The following is a 15,863-nucleotide window of genomic DNA, read 5'->3' on the forward strand; positions in this document are numbered from 1 at the left end:
TGATGGAAGGGCAGTTGGTTGAATTCCTGCGCCGCCACCAGCGTGTGCTGGTGCTGACAGGCGCGGGTCTGAGCACGGCATCGGGCATTCCGGGCTATCGCGACAAGGACGGCGTGCGGCGCGGCCGCGCGCCCATACAGGGACCGGAATTCCGCCGTTCGGACACTGTACGCCGCCGCTACTGGGCGCGCAGTATGGTTGGCTGGGCCACATTGGGCCTGGCGCAGCCGAACGAAGGACATCGTGCATTGGCAGATCTGGAAGCATCCGGCCATCTGCATGCGGTCATCACGCAAAACGTGGATGGCCTGCACCAGCGCGCCGGCACGCGCAGTCTGATTGAACTGCACGGGAATATCCACCAGGTCTTCTGCCTCGATTGCCAGCGCCGCTTCGCCCGCGCCACGCTGCAGCGCAGGCTGGAAGCGGACAATCCCGCGTTGGCCAATGTGCTGGCGCATCCGCTGCCGGATGGCGATGCGCAGCTGGAGCCCGATTCGCTGGAAGACTTCAAGGTGCCGGCATGCGAGGCTTGCGGCGGGACCTTACAGCCGGACGTGGTCTTTTTTGGCGATAACGTGCCAAAGGACCGCACTCAAGCCGCCTTCGCGCGCATGACCGAAGCCGATGCCTTGCTGGTCGTGGGATCTTCGCTGATGGTGTTTTCCGGCTACCGCTTCTGCCGCATGGCGGCAGCGGACGGCAAGCCGATTGCCGCCGTCAATGCGGGCAAAACGCGCGCCGATGATCTGCTGGCCTTCAAACTGGAAGCGGCTGCACAGGAAGTGCTGCCGCGTGTGGTGCAGCTGCTTAGTGCTGCGGCAGCATAGTTGTTCCGGACGGGCCGTGGCCAACGATCTGGATCAGGGCCTCGCCATCTTTCGCCCAGGTGAAATGCGCCTGGCCCGCAGGTTCAGTCCAGGTGCTACCGACGGGCATTGCCTGCATCTGGCTTTCGTCGAAGCGATCGCCATAGCCCACATAAACAGTCCCTGACAGGACGACCACAACCCGATCATCGGGATGATTGTGGGGCGGGATCTTCAGGCCAGCAGGGAAGCGCGCCTGCACGACGTAAATCCCTGGACCGGTGGACTTGCCAAGCAGGGTTGTTTGCTGCGTCCCCGCCGGACTTGTGGCGGAAGGCAGCTGACCGATCTGGGCGGCGGAAATGCGGGCCGGTTGCAGCGGCTGGGCGCCTGCTGCGGATTGAATGGCCAGCAGGACGGCGCCTGCCAACCAGGGCGGGAATTTGCGCATGATGAACGTCTCCTTGTCAGAGAGTCCGCGCGAGAAGAGCAGCGTTAGCGCTGCAGCAGCATGGAGCGGACGATGCCTTCCTTGGCCAGCACATAGTCGTGGCCCGCCAGGACAAAATTGTTCTGCGGCTGCACGACCTTGATATTGATGAAGACTGCATCACTGGTTTCAGCATACGAGCCGACCACCACGGCCTGCGCATTGTGGTTCTGCGCCACTTCACCGATTTCGCGCGTCAGCATCAACTCGCCCTGGCCGCGTTTCAGGTAGACGGAATTGCGCAGCTTCATCTCCAGCATTTTAAGCCCGCCCTGAGCGAGGCGTGTCGAAAGCTGCTCGGAAATCAGGCGGCCCAGCGTGGAGGTCTGTTCCAGCGAATCGATGTTGACGATGGTCGCCATGATCAGCGGCTTGTCCACGACCAGACGGCCGGACAGCTGCGCGAGCAGGGCGTCCGCCGCCTTGTAATTCGCTGCCACGAACTGGTTGGAGGAGGTGGCCGCGTAATTCGTATCTTCCTTCGGCGGCGTATTCGCGCAGGAAGCCAGCAACAGGGGCAGCAGGCAGGCGACGGCGAGCTTGCGCATCAACGATCTCCCCGTACTTTGAACAGTTTGGTCACTTCGATGTCCTTCGGCTTCTCTTCCTTGATGCCATACAGCGAGCGATCGGCGTCCGCGACGTAATAGGCGGACGTGGAGCGCGCGTAATAGCGGAACTGGTCGGTGACGGAAGCGGTAATGATCAATTCAGTCTGCGGCGTGTCACCCGGTGCGTATTGGCTGCTGTACCAGTTGTAGCCGTCAAAGCCGGCGGCGGCGGCAGCCACTGCGAAGGCAGGGTCGGAATCCGACAAGATCCATACGCCTGCGCCAATCGCGGCCGGCAGGCCAGCATAGCGGCTTTGTGGGCGGTCAGGCGCAAAAGTCAGTGCTTGTACGTCCAGATCGATGCGCAGCGAGCCTGCCGGGCCGCGCGACACGACCTGGCCCTGATTCACCAGCGCCGAGATCAGCTGCGCGGTCAGCGCGCGCTGGAAGGGGGAGGATTGCGGTGTTTCGGCGATATAGAAAGGCCGCTGCGGGCCTTTCTTCATCTCGGCGATCAGCTGCTGGGACATGTGCTTGGCGATGACGTCCCAGTGTGCGGCGGCCTGGAGTTTTTCCTGCCGCGTGGTCGGGAAAGTGGACGCTATCGGGACAGGGGAGTACGGTGTGGCGCAGCCCGCCAGCACGGCGGCAGTGGCTACCGCAAATACAGCCTTGTTCAGCATGATTCCCATCTCCAACGGTTTTTGATCAGCCGCTGAAGTGTAGCACGGATGTTACCCGTTGGAAATTCCGTGGCGGGAATGCTACGTCACCGACGGTGCTGCTTCATTGCAGACTGCACCTCACGGCTGGCGTCGCGGTCTTTCTCGGCGGCACGCTTGTCGTGCTGCTTCTTACCTTTGGCGAGGCCGATCTCGCATTTCACGCGGCCGCCTTTGAAATGCAGGTTGAGCGGCACCAAGGTGTAGCCCGCGCGTTCGACCTTTCCGATCAGTTTGTCGATTTCCTGGCGGTGCAGCAGCAGCTTGCGCGTGCGCACGGCTTGCGGATGGATGTGGGTGGAAGCGGTCGGCAGTGCGCTGATGTGCGCGCCAAACAGGTACAGTTCGTTATCGCGGATCGTAACGTATGCTTCCTTGATCTGGACGCGCGCATCGCGGATGGCCTTCACTTCCCAGCCTTCAAGCGCGATGCCCGCTTCGTAGCGGTCCTCGATGAAGTAGTCGTGAAAGGCTTTGCGGTTATCGGCAATGGTCATGTGTAAAAATGCGCGGGTCGGTTAAACTACGGGTTCTCTGACAACAATCATAGCAAACGGTTACTAAATGGCAGTAGTACACAAATCGGTATTCCTGGGATATAGCGCCGAGCAAATGTTTGAATTAGTGGCAAAGGTCGAGGATTATCCCAAATTTTTGCCCTGGTGTGGCGGCGTTGAAATCCGCGAAAAGGGCGAGAATACGATTGTGGCCAGCCTTGGCATCAATTACCACGGCGTAAAGCAGCACTTTACGACTTCGAACGTGAATACGCCGTACAGCGCCATTCATATGAAGCTGGTGGACGGTCCCTTCAAGGCTTTGGATGGCACCTGGTCGTTCAAGGCGCTGCGCGAAGATGCCTGCAAGGTTGAGCTGGACCTGCATTACGAGTTTTCCAGCAAGCTGCTGGAACAGGTGATCGGTTCCGTGTTCGGCATGATCGCCAACTCGATGGTTGATTCCTTCTGCAAACGCGCCGAGACTGTGTATGGCTGACCGTATCAAGATCACCGTCAGCTACGCGCCGGCTTCGCAGCCGATTCTGTACGCACTGGAAGTGGATGAGGGCACGACCATCGGCCAGGCCATCGAAATCAGCGGCATCCTGCAGGAAGCGCCGGAGATCAATCTGGTGACCATGCCGGTCGGGATCTACGGCAAAAAGAAAACGCTCGACACCGTCCTGCGTGCCCGCGACCGCATCGAAATCTACCGCCCCCTCATCGCCGACCCCAAAGACGCCCGCCGCCGCCGCGCGAAGAAGACAGTCTGACCTCCGCCGGGCGGCGGAGGTAAAAGCTTATTTGCAGTTCTGCGCCACCATGTTCTGGTTTTCCTTGATGCGCTTGGCGCGTTCGGCGTCGTCGATAAAGGAACGCTCGCCGTTCTTGTCGATATCGATCATGCGCTGGCCGCTTTCGAGTGCGGTCAAGTTGCTGCGGGTCTTCGCGCAATTGTCGGCTTTCTGCGCGGCCTGCTGGGCTTCCTGCGCAGCCTTCTGTTCCTTCTCCGCCGATTCGGTGCGGCGCTTGTTGTAGTCTGCGTTGCGCTCGGCCAGGGTAGGGCGCGCATCCACTTTTGGCTCAGGCTTGTCGGCTGCAGGCGCGGCTTCCTGAGCGGGCGCGTTGAGTTCCTTGCGCAGGTCCTGCATTTGTCCAGGCGGTGCTTTCAGAATGCGGCTGGGCGGCACGGACGGTGGCGGAGGCTGATCGGAGAGCTGTTTGATGCCGCGTTCATTCACCCACATCCACTGTGCCTGCGCCAGCGTTGCGCATGCAAACATTGCTGCGCCGACCGTTAGCTGCGTAATAATTCTTTGATTCATAAGACAATTTTCCGGTCGAGAAAGAGAATCTATTTCACTCTGAATCGCCAGTGCTGTCAATTGCAGAGACGCAATCGCCATTTTTCTGTATAATCTGCTTTTGCGCCTATAGGAAATACTATGCGTCTCCTCCAAAAAGCACTCACCTTCGATGACGTGCTGCTCGTACCAGCGTATTCCAACATCCTGCCTGCGGATACGTCCCTCAAGACTCGCCTGACCCGCAATATCACCCTGAATATTCCACTGCTGTCCGCAGCGATGGACACGGTCACCGAATCACGCCTGGCCATCGCCATGGCACAAGAGGGCGGCATCGGCATCATTCACAAGAACCTGAAGCCGAAAGACCAGGCCCGCGAAGTAGCGCGCGTCAAGCGTTTCGAAGCCGGCGTTCTGCGTGACCCGATCACTATCCCACCGGACATGAAGATTCGCGACGTCATCAAGCTCACCGAGCAGTATGGCATCAGCGGCTTCCCGGTCGTGCAAGGCAAGGAAGTCGTCGGCATCATCACCAACCGCGACCTGCGTTTCGAGCAAGAGCTGGACGCTGAAGTGCGCGCCAAGATGACTCCGCGCGAAAAGCTGGTGTACGTGAAGGAAGGCGCAAGCACCGACGAAGCCAAGCGGCTGATGAACAAGCACCGCCTGGAGCGCGTGCTGGTGGTGAACGACAGCTTCGAACTGCGCGGCCTGATCACCGTCAAGGACATCCAGAAATCCACCGAACACCCGAACGCATCGAAGGACCAGCATGGCAAGCTGCTGGTAGGCGCGGCTGTTGGCGTTGGCGCGAAAGATGAAGAACGTATCGACCTGCTGGTGCAAGCGGGCGTGGACGTGCTGGTGGTGGACACCGCCCACGGCCATTCGCAAGGCATCCTGGATCGCGTGAAGTACATCAAGACCAAGTACCCGCACGTTGACGTCATCGGCGGCAATATCGCGACCGCTGCTGCGGCCAAGGCACTGGTTGAATACGGCGCGGACGCAGTCAAGGTCGGCATCGGCCCAGGCTCCATCTGCACCACCCGTATCGTGGCAGGCGTGGGCGTGCCGCAGATCACCGCGATCGCCAATGTGTCCGAAGCACTGAAGGGCACGGGCGTTCCATGCATCGCTGACGGCGGCATCCGCTTCTCCGGCGACATTTCGAAAGCACTGGCAGCCGGCGCATCGACCGTGATGATGGGCTCCATGTTCGCCGGTACTGAAGAAGCACCGGGCGAAGTGATCCTGTACCAGGGCCGCTCCTACAAGTCCTACCGCGGCATGGGTTCCCTGGGCGCGATGAGCGACGGCTCCGCCGACCGCTACTTCCAGGACGCGACCATGAAGCAAGACAAGTTCGTCCCTGAAGGTATCGAAGGCCGCGTGGCTTACAAAGGCTCGGTGCTGGCGATCATCTTTCAGCTGGTGGGCGGCGTGCGCCAGTCCATGGGCTACTGCGGTTGCGCCAGCATCGACGAACTGCGCGAGAAGGCGGAATTCGTCGAGATCACGTCGGCGGGCATGCGCGAGTCGCACGTGCACGACGTGCAGATCACCAAAGAAGCGCCGAACTACCGCTCCGAATAAGTAACCCGCAATGCGGCGACTTCGGTCGCCGCGTTTTTTTTTTGCCCCCTATGCACTCTAAAATCCTCATCCTCGATTTCGGTTCCCAGGTCACCCAGCTGATCGCACGCCGCGTGCGCGATGCTGGCGTGTTCTCCGAAGTCTATCCGTATGACGTTGACGAAGAATTCATCCGCAATTACGGCGCGGCCGGTGTGATCCTGTCCGGTTCCCACAACTCCACGCTGGAAGGCGATTCGCCACGCGCACCGCAAGCCGTGTTCGAACTGGGCGTGCCAGTGCTGGGCATCTGCTACGGCATGCAGACCATGGCTGCGCAACTGGGCGGCAAAGTTGAAAATGGCCTGGTGCGCGAATTCGGTTACGCCGAAGTGCGCGCGCGTTCGCACACCAAGCTGCTGAACGGCATCAACGACTTCGTCACCGACGAAGGCCACGGCATGCTGAAGGTGTGGATGAGCCACGGCGACAAGGTGCTGGATCTGCCGCCAGGCTTTGTGCTGATGGCGTCCACCGACTCCTGCCCGATCGCTGCAATGGCCGACGAGCAGCGCCGCTTCTACGGCGTGCAATGGCACCCGGAAGTCACCCACACCGTACAGGGCAAGGCCATGCTGGGCCGCTTCGTACACGAGATCTGTGGCTGCAAGTCCGACTGGAATATGCCGGACTACATCTCCGAAGCCGTTGAGAAGATCCGCGCGCAAGTCGGCACGGATGAAGTGATTCTGGGCCTGTCCGGCGGCGTCGATTCGTCCGTAGCCGCGGCGCTGATCCACCGCGCGATCGGCGACCAGCTGACCTGCGTGTTCGTGGACCACGGCCTGCTGCGCCTGAACGAAGGCAAGATGGTGATGGACATGTTCGCCAAGAACCTGGGTGTGAAAGTGATCCAGATCGACGCGACCGAACAGTTCATGGGCCACCTGGCCGGCGTGAGCGACCCGGAGCAGAAGCGCAAGATCATCGGCCGCGAATTCGTGGAAGTGTTCCAGGCTGAATCGGGCAAACTGGTCAACGCCAAGTGGCTGGCGCAAGGCACGATTTATCCGGACGTGATCGAGTCCGCAGGCAAGGGCAAGAAAGGCCAGACCATCAAGTCGCACCACAACGTGGGCGGCCTGCCGGAGACCATGAAGCTGCAGCTGCTCGAACCGCTGCGCGAACTGTTCAAGGACGAAGTGCGCAAGCTGGGCGTGGCTCTGGGTCTGCCGCACGAGATGGTGTATCGCCATCCGTTCCCAGGTCCAGGCCTGGGCGTGCGCATCCTGGGTGAAGTGAAGAAGGAATACGCCGACCTGCTGCGCCGCGCTGACGCCATCTTCATCGAAGAACTGCGCAACACGCCGTATGAAGGCGCTGTGATGCAGGGCGAAGAGGCGCCGAAGAACTGGTACGATGCAACCTCGCAGGCGTTCGCAGTCTTCCTGCCGGTGAAATCGGTTGGCGTGATGGGCGATGGCCGCACTTACGATTACGTCGTAGCCCTGCGCGCCGTGCAAACCCAGGACTTCATGACCGCCCACTGGGCGCACCTGCCGCACGAGCTGCTGGGCAAGGTCTCCAACCGCATCATCAACGAAGTCCGCGGCCTGAACCGTGTCGTGTATGACATCAGCGGCAAGCCGCCTGCGACTATCGAGTGGGAGTGATTCACTGTCCGGCATAAATTGAAACTGCCGGGAGAGCCAAAGAATAAGGCCCCTGATTTCAGGGGCTTTTTATTTCCGGGTTGAGGCGCGTGTTCAAACTTCGCCAGTCCCCATTTGGTGCCCCCCCCGCGACTGATGCCAAGTGTAAGATGGCGGAGTCGACATAGGCGAAGTGGAACCAGCTTTAAATGCACGCCATTCTTCGGCTTTAAGATCTGCTGGAGCGAAGGTGGAAACGAAGGTGGACAGACTGATTTTTGTCTCATCTTTCACTCTCAGGTTCTGCGGAGATCCGCTCCGCAAAATTCAGGCTGCAGGGTAATCTTGTTGCGGCGACTAAATGCTCCAATGAAGCTGAGTGACCAGATCGTGTCGCACCGCCACGACGATTTGATGGCCCTGATGTGACGTGCTCTTCCGTGCAGGTGAAATGGTGCCGGGCCGGCTCGCAGCTGGAACCGCAAGTCTACTCGTAGGATTCGGAACCTGGTCAGCGTAGACGAACGGTGACAGCTCGCTCAGCGCGTCACCTCGCTCAAACCCAGCCAGCGTTTCGGCTGAAGCTAGTCGCAACTATCGCCTACTCTTCCGTACACGATATATCGAAAACAGTTGGCGTATGGAGTGAATCCCCTCGGGCTGGGTCAGGTTGCGACTGGGCATTTTTCGCAACGCCCTCCGGCGATACCTTCGGTCGTAAACCACAGAGCCGTGCTATGCCGAGTGGAGATCAAGTGCTAACTTCAAGCCTTCTGCCCGTTTCTGCGTAGAGATGATTCGTGCCGGTCGATGAAAGGCTGGGGCGGTCGGAAACGTCGGGTGCCCGTTGCGCGGGAATTTATCCCAATTTGGAATGAGTTATTAGCACACCGCCGCCGGGCACGCGATCCATGCAGATATCTGGAGATAACAGTCAACCGTCGGTTGAGGCCGTGAGCTCTTCCCACGCGTCGAACGCAAGCCTCAGGTCATCCAGCTTGGCCCGCACCAGCTGCAGCGCATCGCTACCCAGCAGCAGGTGCATCGGTGGTGCCTCCGCTGCCATTGCGGCGAGGATCGCACGCGCCGCCTTGGCTGGAACGCCTAGCTGTTTTCCACTCTTCTCCTCGCGCGCACGGCGCACCGGATCAAACAGCGCGTCGTAGTCGGCAATCGAACGCGCTGTACGCTGCATCGAGCGGCCAGCCCAATCGGTGCGAAATGAGCCAGGTGCGACCGCAGTGACGGCGATGCCTAAGGCTTTGACTTCTTTGGCGAGTGCTTCCGAGATGCCTTCCAGCGCAAATTTGCTGCCGCTGTAGTAGGCGATGCCGGGCATCGTGATATAGCCACCCATCGAGGTGATGTTGACGATATGGCCGCGTCGGCGGGAGCGCATAAACGGCAGCACGGCCTTTATCATGGCGACCGGGCCGAAGACATTGACGTCGAACTGGCGGCGCATGTCTGACAGCGGAGATTCTTCCAGTATCCCTTCGTGACCGTATCCGGCATTGTTGACGAGGACATCCACCGCGCCGACGGACGCTTCGATTTCTGCGACAACGCCGTCGATTGCATCGAATTGCGTCACATCGAGCAGACGCGCGTGGGCACGCCCCGGACACAAGGCCTCGAACGCTGCAGCAGCCTGGGGGGTTCTGACCGTGCCGACCACACGGTGCCCGCGGGCCAACGCATGCTCGGAAAGGGCGCGGCCAAAGCCGCTGCTGACGCCGGTGATCAGCAAGAGGTTATTGCTTGTCATATGTGCTTCCCAAAGTTGAAGGAGATTGCATGGTATTCTTCGGCAACTCATTCATTAAGCCATATTCGGCTACTTTTCTTGCCTAAAACTATGTCCATGGCTGTAAATCAGGCACAGCGCCGGATGGTCAAGCTGCTGCATACACTGGCGCCTGTCGAGGGCTACAACCTGACTGCGCTGCCCAGCGTGCGGATATTGCGCTCCGACCGGGCGTTGACGCGCACGCCGGTACTCTACGATCCAGGTATCGTGATCGTTTGCCAGGGCTGCAAGCGCGGCTACTTCGGTGACAAGCTGTATGTGTACGATGCGCAGCATTACCTGGCCGTGTCCGTTCCCGTGCCGTTCGACATGGAGACCGAGGCGACACCGGTGCAGCCCTTACTTGCGCTGTATCTGCACCTCGACTTCGGCATCGCGGCGGACCTCATGCTGCAAATCGACCGCCAGGCCGTGGATGAACCGGTCCAGGCGCCGCAAAGCATGGTGTCGAGTCCAATCGATGCCGATATGAGAGCGTCGGTGCTGCGTTTTCTGGAAACCATGAGCCGGCCGCTGGAGGCCGTCGTACTGGGGCCGGGGATGCTGCGCGAACTGTATTTCCGGGTTCTCACCGGCCCGCAGGGACGCGCAATGCGGGAGGCCCTGGCGCTCAAAGGCCAGTACGGCAGGATTGGCCGCGCGTTGCGCCGCATCCATACCGCTTATGCGGACGCGCTCGACCTGGCGCAGCTGGCGCGGGAGGCGGGCATGAGCGTTCCAGCGTTTCACAGCCATTTCAAGGCAATCACGCAGACGTCGCCGATGCAATACCTGAAGGCGACCAGGCTGCACCAGGCCCGCTTGCTCATGGTACGCCAAGACCTTACCGCTGAAGCCGCGTGCTATGCCGTCGGCTATACAAGCCCCTCGCAGTTTAGTCGAGAGTTTCGCCGGCAATTCGGTTTGACGCCGGCGGCGGAGGCCAAACGCATGAGGGAGAATTTTGCCATTCCGCCAGCGTTCGACGGCGCCGAGTTTGTCTCCTCACACTAAGCGAGTGGAGGAGGCGGTACTGTGTAAAGCTGTGAGTGATTAATGTTGTGACCGGCGTGCTTGGGGCGCGAAGACCCCTGTCGCCGCCCCGATCAGGTAGTGCGCTGGCGATTCAAGCAATCACGATACATAGGATATATGGCATAGCTGCTCAGAGCTTGAAACCATGTAAGCATCACGTCCCGCTTTGCAATCACCAGCACCTGCGTGGGCGCTGACAAGGTCAAACCGTCTGCCGGCGGTGGCTCGAAGAAGTAGCGGTAGGCGTAGCTTCCAATTGTGTCGGCCCGTATCAGGACCTCAAAAGCGTATAGCGAAAACGGTGCCAGAATCAGGCCGTCGTAGGTGATGGCGCGGCCGCCCAGCGCCAGGCTTCTGATTAATACGTTCTACGGCGGTACTGCTGCCGGGTATACGGACTATCCATCATATAAGTTTGCGTAAGTCACCCATCCCGAATTCCTCGAATTCTCGTATTCTAGTCGGCGGAAGCGGGCACCAATACTTCGCGGCTGCCGTTTGTCGCCATGGATGACAGGATGCCGGCCTTTTCCATGTCTTCCACCAGGCGCGCGGCGCGGTTGTAGCCGATGCGGAATTGGCGCTGGACGGAGGAGATGGAAGCGCGTCTGCTGCGAATGACCCAGGCCACCGCTTCATCGTAGAGCGGATCGGCTTCGCCAGAAATCAGGTCTGTTGGCTGATCGGAGGCTGCTTCCTCGGCGGGCGCGCCGGCCAGGATGGCTTCTTCGTAATCGGGTTCGCCGAACTGCTTCAGGTAGTCGACCACCCGGTGTACTTCTTCGTCTGATACAAACGCTCCGTGCACGCGTTGCGGGTAGCCGCTGCCCGGTGGCAGGAACAGCATATCGCCGTGTCCGAGCAAGGTCTCCGCGCCCATCTGGTCGAGCACCGTGCGGGAGTCGATCTTGGACGAAACCTGGAACGCAACGCGGGTAGGGATGTTGGCTTTGATCAGGCCTGTGATGACGTCCACAGAGGGGCGTTGGGTGGCCAGGATCAGGTGGATGCCGGCCGCACGGGCTTTCTGTGCCAGACGTGCAATCAGTTCTTCGATCTTTTTACCGGCCACCATCATCAGATCCGCCAGTTCGTCGATGATCACAACGACCGTTGGAAGGGTGGATAGCGGCTCGGGCGCGTCGGGCGTCAGCGAGAACGGATTCGTCACGTATTTTTCTGCGGCTCTGCCATCGCGGATCTTCTGGTTGAAGCCGGCCAGATTGCGCACGCCCAGCGCGGACATCAGCCGGTAGCGCTTCTCCATCTCTGCGACGCACCAGGTGAGGGCGTTGGCGGCGAGCTTCATATCCGTGACCACGGGCGCCAGCAGGTGAGGGATGCCGTCGTAGACCGACAGCTCCAGCATCTTCGGATCGATCATGATCATTCGCACATCTTCAGGCGTGGCCTTGTACAGCAGGGACACGATCATGGCGTTGATCGCCACCGATTTGCCGGAACCAGTGGTGCCGGCGACCAGCATGTGCGGGGCTTTGGCGAGGTCGGTGACTACCGGGGCGCCGGTGATGTCTTTGCCCATTGCCAGCGTAAGCAAGGAGCGCGAGTTGCGGTATGCGTCCGAGGCCAGGATTTCCGAAAGCTGGATCATCTGGCGGCTGACATTCGGCAGCTCCAGACCCATGCAGGTTTTGCCGGGGATGGTTTCGACCACGCGGACAGAGGTCACGGCGAGTGCGCGCGATAGGTCCTTCATCAGCGCGACGATCTGCGCGCCGCGCACGCCGATGGCTGGTTCGATCTCGTAGCGCGTAATAACCGGTCCGGCGGACGCGCCGAGCACGGCCACCGGCACCTTGAACTCCTTGAGCCGTTGTTCGATCAACTCGCCGGTTGCTGCAAGCTCGGAAGTTGATATGTCGACGGAGACTTCGGTGCACGGAGCCAGCAAGTTGAGGCCAGGAAGCTCGACGTCGCTTTCGGGCGGCGGCGCGTATGCGACCGGTGGGGTGACCGGAACGTGTGGCGGCGCTACGGGCGGGTGCGCTGGCGCAGCGGGGGCTGGCGGAGGTGGTGCTGGCACAGGTACCACTGACACAGGCGGCTCTGACACAGGCGGCGCGCTCGGCGCTGCGGACGCTGGCGTTTGTGGAGGCAGGGGCGGAAGCAGATTCGTAGCCGGGGCCGGAACCGAAACCGGAGCCGAAACCGAAGCCGGAGTTGGAGCCAAAACCGAAGCCGGAGTCGAAACTGAAGCCGAAGCCGAAGCCGAAGCCGAAGCCGGAGCCGGTGGTGGTGGAGCAGGCTTGACCTCGCGCCATTCGACATACTGCGGCTCTGCGTGGATCTCCATTGGCGCGGCGTATGCCAATTGCGCCGGCTCATCGGCGTGCTCGATGATGACCACTTCCTGCAATGGCGACACCGGCGCAGGCGCAGGCGCAGGCGCCGACTCGGGCGCGGGCCGCACAGGCACTGGGATATGCCCCGGTGCAGTGGCGGACACAGACACAATGTTCGGCGCAGCCGGCGGCACGGGCTGCGGCAGTTTCACGATCCTGATGATTTCAGCTTGCTTGATGCGCGCGTTGGCTTCTTCCTCAGCCTTGGCGCGGGCCAGCATGGCGGAAGTCGGGCGAATACTTTCAAACGGCGCCCATTCTTCGCTTGATCGCGCAGGCGGAGTGGCGCTTGCTTTGCTATTCTGCGGCCCGAAGACAGCTGCGGGCGGCGGTTCGCCGGGGCGGCGCTCGGGACGCCGCTTAGGCGTGCGGGGCGTAGGCGTGCGAGACGTTGGCGCGCGGGGCGCGGGTGCCGCACGTGGGGTTGCCGGCCGTTCCGCTGCAGCCGGCTCCTCGGCGCCGGCCACCGCACGGATGCACCAGGACAGCAGGTCCAGTGATCGATAGCCAATCAGCCAAGGCACGAAGAAGGGCGCGGCGGCAAGCATCACTGCCAATCCGGCGCCTTTGCCGAGAGTCGAAGCGAAGAAGGTCGCCGCCAGCATCAGCATCGTGCCCAGGACCACGCGGATAAAGCCCTGGCCGAGCAAAGTGCCCCGTTTCAGCAGGAAGACCTTAACGAATCGCCACACTAAAGGAAGTGACCAAAACACCGACCAACCGAGCAACGACATCACTGCCATTCAAAATCTTTCTTCGAATCTTAAGCAAGTGCGAAGTTTATCACGCGCGTTTCACAACCCCGAGCGCTGAACCTGCTTTTTCGCGGCGGCTCAATCCGGAGTGGTAGACAGGCGCAGGCGAATACGGCGATCCAGGCCCAATGCTTTGATGTCGGGGCCGAAACTCTCCTCGATCAGGCGCGCTTTAAGTCCGGTAGCTTCCGCCTCCTTCAAGGCGCGCTCGATGATGGGCCGGTAGTTGGCGGCGGATGCCGATAAATAGAAAACAAAGTCGCCTCGATATTCCACCAGCAGGCGCGGTTCCACCGTTAATTCCGGATGCCGGCGCACTTCGGGCATGACTTCGATGACGCCGCGCGGCAGATAATCGACGTGGCGGTTTCCCGCTGCCACCATTGCGTAGATGGTATTCCACGGCGCGGTGTGCTCGTACAGCGGCAGACCTGCCTTATTCCATATCTTTACATCGCCCCATCCTTCGCCGAAACCGGCGACCAGCCTGGTCTGCCTCAAATCGGACACGGATTTGACGCCGGCAAAGGATGCTGCGTCAGTAGGGCGGATCAGGAATACGCGCTGGCCGATCAAGCCATTGGTCAAACCGATGCGCACCGGGACGATGTCTTTATCGATGTCCCTTTCCCTCTTTTGCAATCCGTAGAAAAGATTAATGTCGCCTTTGCCCAGCATTGTCCACATGCGGCGTGCCGGGACATCCTTCACGAAATGGATACGGTAAGGCTGATGAATCAGCGTTAATGACGCCTCCAGAAGGCGTATGAAATAAGTGGCATGTCCATCGGATACCACGGGAATGCGTAATTCAAGAGGTGAGGCGTTGGGCGGAGTCTCGGCGTGCGCGAGTGCCGGGGACGACAGAATGAGCAGGGAAGCAAAAAAGTGGGTGAAGCGCGGCATGGTCTGCACATTACCACAGCTTTGCTTGTGCTCCCCTTTTTGCGGCTGGAAAAGCGTGCTACGCTATGATTGCTTTCGAGGAAATATTTCTGTGCCCCAGGCAGGCCGCCGCTACCCGCGGTAAGTCCGCCAGGATTGTTCCTGCGACACCATCGCATATGAAGGAATCAGAATGAGTCAGGGCGAACCGCTTCGCCTGCACGTGCCCGAACCGACGGGGCGTCCAGGCTGTGCCACCGATTTTTCCTATCTGCGCCTGTCACCGGCCGGTGCCGTGCGCCGTCCCGAAGTTGACGTGCCTCCGATGGAAACGCGCGATCTCGCGTATTCCCTGATTAGCGTGCTCGATGCCGAGGGCAATGCCGTTGGCCCCTGGGTGCCGCAGATCGATATCGAAGTCGTGCGCAAGGGTTTGCGCGCCATGATGAAGACCCGCATCTTCGATAGCCGAATGCTGATGGCGCAACGCCAGAAGAAGATGTCGTTCTACATGCAGAGCCTGGGGGAGGAGGCGATCGGCACCGCGCAGGCACTCGCGCTGAATGAAGACGACATGTGCTTTCCCACCTACCGCCAGCAAAGCATTCTGGTGGTGCGCGACTATCCGATGGTCGACATGATCTGCCAGCTGATGTCGAACGAACGCGACCCGCTCAAGGGACGGCAGCTGCCTGTGATGTACTCGGTGAAGAAGGCGGGATTCTTTTCCATCTCCGGCAATCTGGCGACACAATACATCCAGGCCGTAGGCTGGGGCATGGCGTCGGCGATCAAGGGCGATACCAAGATCGCCTCCGCATGGATCGGCGACGGCGCCACGGCGGAGGCGGACTTCGACACCGCACTGACTTTCGCCCACGTGTACCGCGCGCCAGTCATCCTGAACGTGGTCAATAACCAGTGGGCCATCTCGACCTTCCAGGCCATCGCCGGCGGCGAGGACACCACCTTTGCTGCGCGCGGCGTCGGCTGCGGCATCGCATCGCTGCGCGTCGATGGCAATGACTTCCTGGCGGTCTACGCGGCGTCGCGCTGGGCTGCCGAACGGGCGCGCCGCAACTTCGGTCCGTGCCTGATCGAGTGGGTGACTTACCGCGCCGGCCCACATTCAACGTCGGACGATCCATCGAAGTACCGTCCCGGTGATGACTGGTCGCATTTCCCGCTGGGCGATCCGATCGCACGACTGAAGCAGTACCTGATCAAAGCCGGCGCCTGGTCAGAACAGGAGCACGACGAAACGCAGAAACGGCTGGAGGCGGAAGTGCTGACCGCGCAGAAAGAGGCGGAACAGTACGGCACCATGGCCAGCGGCCACACCTTCAGTCCCGCCGAAATGTTCGATGGCATTTACAAAGACATGCCGGAACACTTGCGCGTGCAACGTCAGCAACTGGGGATCTGAG

At 60.6% G+C, this 15,863-nt stretch carries 15 protein-coding genes; 7 read left to right on the top strand and 8 right to left on the bottom strand.

All coding sequences use genetic code 11. The features are described 5' to 3' along the window. Positions 1 to 2 precede the first annotated feature (2 nt). Positions 3 to 830, top strand: coding sequence for an NAD-dependent protein deacetylase (locus AB4Z19_RS04500; RefSeq protein ID WP_442024551.1), 828 nt, complete (start codon positions 3 to 5; stop codon positions 828 to 830). On the opposite strand, the gene AB4Z19_RS04505 is transcribed toward AB4Z19_RS04500, so the two are convergent. The 4 genes from AB4Z19_RS04505 to smpB form a co-directional block, all read right to left on the bottom strand. After that, the gene (locus AB4Z19_RS04505) at positions 811 to 1,260 is read right to left on the bottom strand and encodes a cupin domain-containing protein (protein WP_442024549.1); all 450 of its coding nucleotides are present in this window, start codon (positions 1,258 to 1,260) and stop codon (positions 811 to 813) included. The two genes, AB4Z19_RS04500 and AB4Z19_RS04505, sit on opposite strands and share 20 nt — an antisense overlap. Positions 1,261 to 1,304: 44 nt before the next feature. Continuing rightward, positions 1,305 to 1,847, bottom strand: coding sequence for a FlgO family outer membrane protein (locus AB4Z19_RS04510; protein WP_442024547.1), 543 nt, complete (start codon positions 1,845 to 1,847; stop codon positions 1,305 to 1,307). Next, positions 1,847 to 2,533 (bottom strand): hypothetical protein, encoded by a 687-nt coding sequence (locus tag AB4Z19_RS04515; RefSeq protein ID WP_442034406.1) that lies wholly within the window; start codon positions 2,531 to 2,533, stop codon positions 1,847 to 1,849. Before AB4Z19_RS04515 ends, AB4Z19_RS04510 begins: the two co-directional genes overlap by 1 nt. Positions 2,534 to 2,619: 86 nt before the next feature. Then, the gene (gene smpB / locus AB4Z19_RS04520; protein ID WP_442028158.1) at positions 2,620 to 3,069 is read right to left on the bottom strand and encodes an SsrA-binding protein SmpB; all 450 of its coding nucleotides are present in this window, start codon (positions 3,067 to 3,069) and stop codon (positions 2,620 to 2,622) included. A gap of 67 nt (positions 3,070 to 3,136) precedes the next feature. Between smpB and AB4Z19_RS04525 the strand changes: the two genes are divergently transcribed. Beyond that, complete coding sequence (locus AB4Z19_RS04525) at positions 3,137 to 3,568, top strand: type II toxin-antitoxin system RatA family toxin (protein WP_442028157.1); 432 nt, start codon at positions 3,137 to 3,139, stop codon at positions 3,566 to 3,568. After that, positions 3,561 to 3,845, top strand: a complete 285-nt coding sequence (locus tag AB4Z19_RS04530) for an RnfH family protein (protein WP_442028156.1) — start codon at positions 3,561 to 3,563, stop codon at positions 3,843 to 3,845. The genes AB4Z19_RS04525 and AB4Z19_RS04530 overlap by 8 nt, the downstream gene beginning before the upstream one ends. Before the next feature lie 27 nt (positions 3,846 to 3,872). Here the strand turns inward: AB4Z19_RS04530 and AB4Z19_RS04535 are convergent, their stop codons facing one another. Next, a complete protein-coding gene (locus AB4Z19_RS04535) occupies positions 3,873 to 4,397 on the bottom strand; it encodes a DUF4124 domain-containing protein (protein WP_442034408.1) in 525 nt (174 codons plus the stop codon). Positions 4,398 to 4,517: 120 nt separating this feature from the next. On the opposite strand from AB4Z19_RS04535, the gene guaB reads away from it, so the two are divergent. After that, on the top strand, positions 4,518 to 5,978 hold the full coding sequence (guaB, locus tag AB4Z19_RS04540) for an IMP dehydrogenase (protein ID WP_442034410.1): 1,461 nt from the start codon (positions 4,518 to 4,520) through the stop codon (positions 5,976 to 5,978). A 50-nt stretch (positions 5,979 to 6,028) separates the two neighbouring features. Continuing rightward, positions 6,029 to 7,630: a glutamine-hydrolyzing GMP synthase gene (gene guaA, locus AB4Z19_RS04545; protein WP_442034412.1), complete on the top strand. Its 1,602-nt coding sequence runs from the start codon at positions 6,029 to 6,031 to the stop codon at positions 7,628 to 7,630. Between the two features lie 913 nt (positions 7,631 to 8,543). Here guaA and AB4Z19_RS04550 read toward each other — a convergent pair. Then, on the bottom strand, positions 8,544 to 9,377 hold the full coding sequence (locus AB4Z19_RS04550) for an oxidoreductase (protein WP_442034414.1): 834 nt from the start codon (positions 9,375 to 9,377) through the stop codon (positions 8,544 to 8,546). A 123-nt stretch (positions 9,378 to 9,500) separates the two neighbouring features. On the opposite strand from AB4Z19_RS04550, the gene AB4Z19_RS04555 reads away from it, so the two are divergent. Continuing rightward, positions 9,501 to 10,412: an AraC family transcriptional regulator gene (locus AB4Z19_RS04555; protein WP_442034416.1), complete on the top strand. Its 912-nt coding sequence runs from the start codon at positions 9,501 to 9,503 to the stop codon at positions 10,410 to 10,412. Between the two features lie 478 nt (positions 10,413 to 10,890). Here the strand turns inward: AB4Z19_RS04555 and AB4Z19_RS04560 are convergent, their stop codons facing one another. After that, the gene (locus AB4Z19_RS04560; protein ID WP_442027281.1) at positions 10,891 to 13,539 is read right to left on the bottom strand and encodes a DNA translocase FtsK; all 2,649 of its coding nucleotides are present in this window, start codon (positions 13,537 to 13,539) and stop codon (positions 10,891 to 10,893) included. Between the two features lie 90 nt (positions 13,540 to 13,629). Further along, positions 13,630 to 14,457, bottom strand: coding sequence for a hypothetical protein (locus tag AB4Z19_RS04565; protein WP_442027283.1), 828 nt, complete (start codon positions 14,455 to 14,457; stop codon positions 13,630 to 13,632). A gap of 172 nt (positions 14,458 to 14,629) precedes the next feature. Here AB4Z19_RS04565 and AB4Z19_RS04570 point away from each other — a divergent pair, with 172 nt between their 5' ends. Next, the gene (locus AB4Z19_RS04570) at positions 14,630 to 15,862 is read left to right on the top strand and encodes a 3-methyl-2-oxobutanoate dehydrogenase (2-methylpropanoyl-transferring) subunit alpha (protein ID WP_442034418.1); all 1,233 of its coding nucleotides are present in this window, start codon (positions 14,630 to 14,632) and stop codon (positions 15,860 to 15,862) included. Position 15,863: the final 1 nt, after the last annotated feature.

This window comes from Pseudoduganella sp. RAF19, assembly GCF_052114165.1.
In the GTDB taxonomy this organism is placed as follows: Bacteria; Pseudomonadota; Gammaproteobacteria; order Burkholderiales; family Burkholderiaceae_D; genus Rugamonas.

Bases quoted from the DNA above. Each gene is read 5' to 3' on its own strand.
- smpB (WP_442028158.1), bottom strand. From the start codon at position 3,069: ATGACCATTGCCGATAACCGCAAAGCCTTTCACGACTACTTCATCGAG.
- AB4Z19_RS04525 (WP_442028157.1), top strand. From the start codon at position 3,137: ATGGCAGTAGTACACAAATCGGTATTCCTGGGATATAGCGCCGAGCAA.
- AB4Z19_RS04550 (WP_442034414.1), bottom strand. From the start codon at position 9,377: ATGACAAGCAATAACCTCTTGCTGATCACCGGCGTCAGCAGCGGCTTT.
- AB4Z19_RS04560 (WP_442027281.1), bottom strand. From the start codon at position 13,539: ATGGCAGTGATGTCGTTGCTCGGTTGGTCGGTGTTTTGGTCACTTCCT.
- AB4Z19_RS04570 (WP_442034418.1), top strand. From the start codon at position 14,630: ATGAGTCAGGGCGAACCGCTTCGCCTGCACGTGCCCGAACCGACGGGG.
- AB4Z19_RS04515 (WP_442034406.1), bottom strand. From the start codon at position 2,533: ATGCTGAACAAGGCTGTATTTGCGGTAGCCACTGCCGCCGTGCTGGCG.
- AB4Z19_RS04505 (WP_442024549.1), bottom strand. From the start codon at position 1,260: ATGCGCAAATTCCCGCCCTGGTTGGCAGGCGCCGTCCTGCTGGCCATT.
- AB4Z19_RS04510 (WP_442024547.1), bottom strand. From the start codon at position 1,847: ATGCGCAAGCTCGCCGTCGCCTGCCTGCTGCCCCTGTTGCTGGCTTCC.
- AB4Z19_RS04530 (WP_442028156.1), top strand. From the start codon at position 3,561: ATGGCTGACCGTATCAAGATCACCGTCAGCTACGCGCCGGCTTCGCAG.
- guaB (WP_442034410.1), top strand. From the start codon at position 4,518: ATGCGTCTCCTCCAAAAAGCACTCACCTTCGATGACGTGCTGCTCGTA.
- AB4Z19_RS04535 (WP_442034408.1), bottom strand. From the start codon at position 4,397: ATGAATCAAAGAATTATTACGCAGCTAACGGTCGGCGCAGCAATGTTT.
- AB4Z19_RS04500 (WP_442024551.1), top strand. From the start codon at position 3: ATGGAAGGGCAGTTGGTTGAATTCCTGCGCCGCCACCAGCGTGTGCTG.
- AB4Z19_RS04555 (WP_442034416.1), top strand. From the start codon at position 9,501: ATGGTCAAGCTGCTGCATACACTGGCGCCTGTCGAGGGCTACAACCTG.
- AB4Z19_RS04565 (WP_442027283.1), bottom strand. From the start codon at position 14,457: ATGCCGCGCTTCACCCACTTTTTTGCTTCCCTGCTCATTCTGTCGTCC.
- guaA (WP_442034412.1), top strand. From the start codon at position 6,029: ATGCACTCTAAAATCCTCATCCTCGATTTCGGTTCCCAGGTCACCCAG.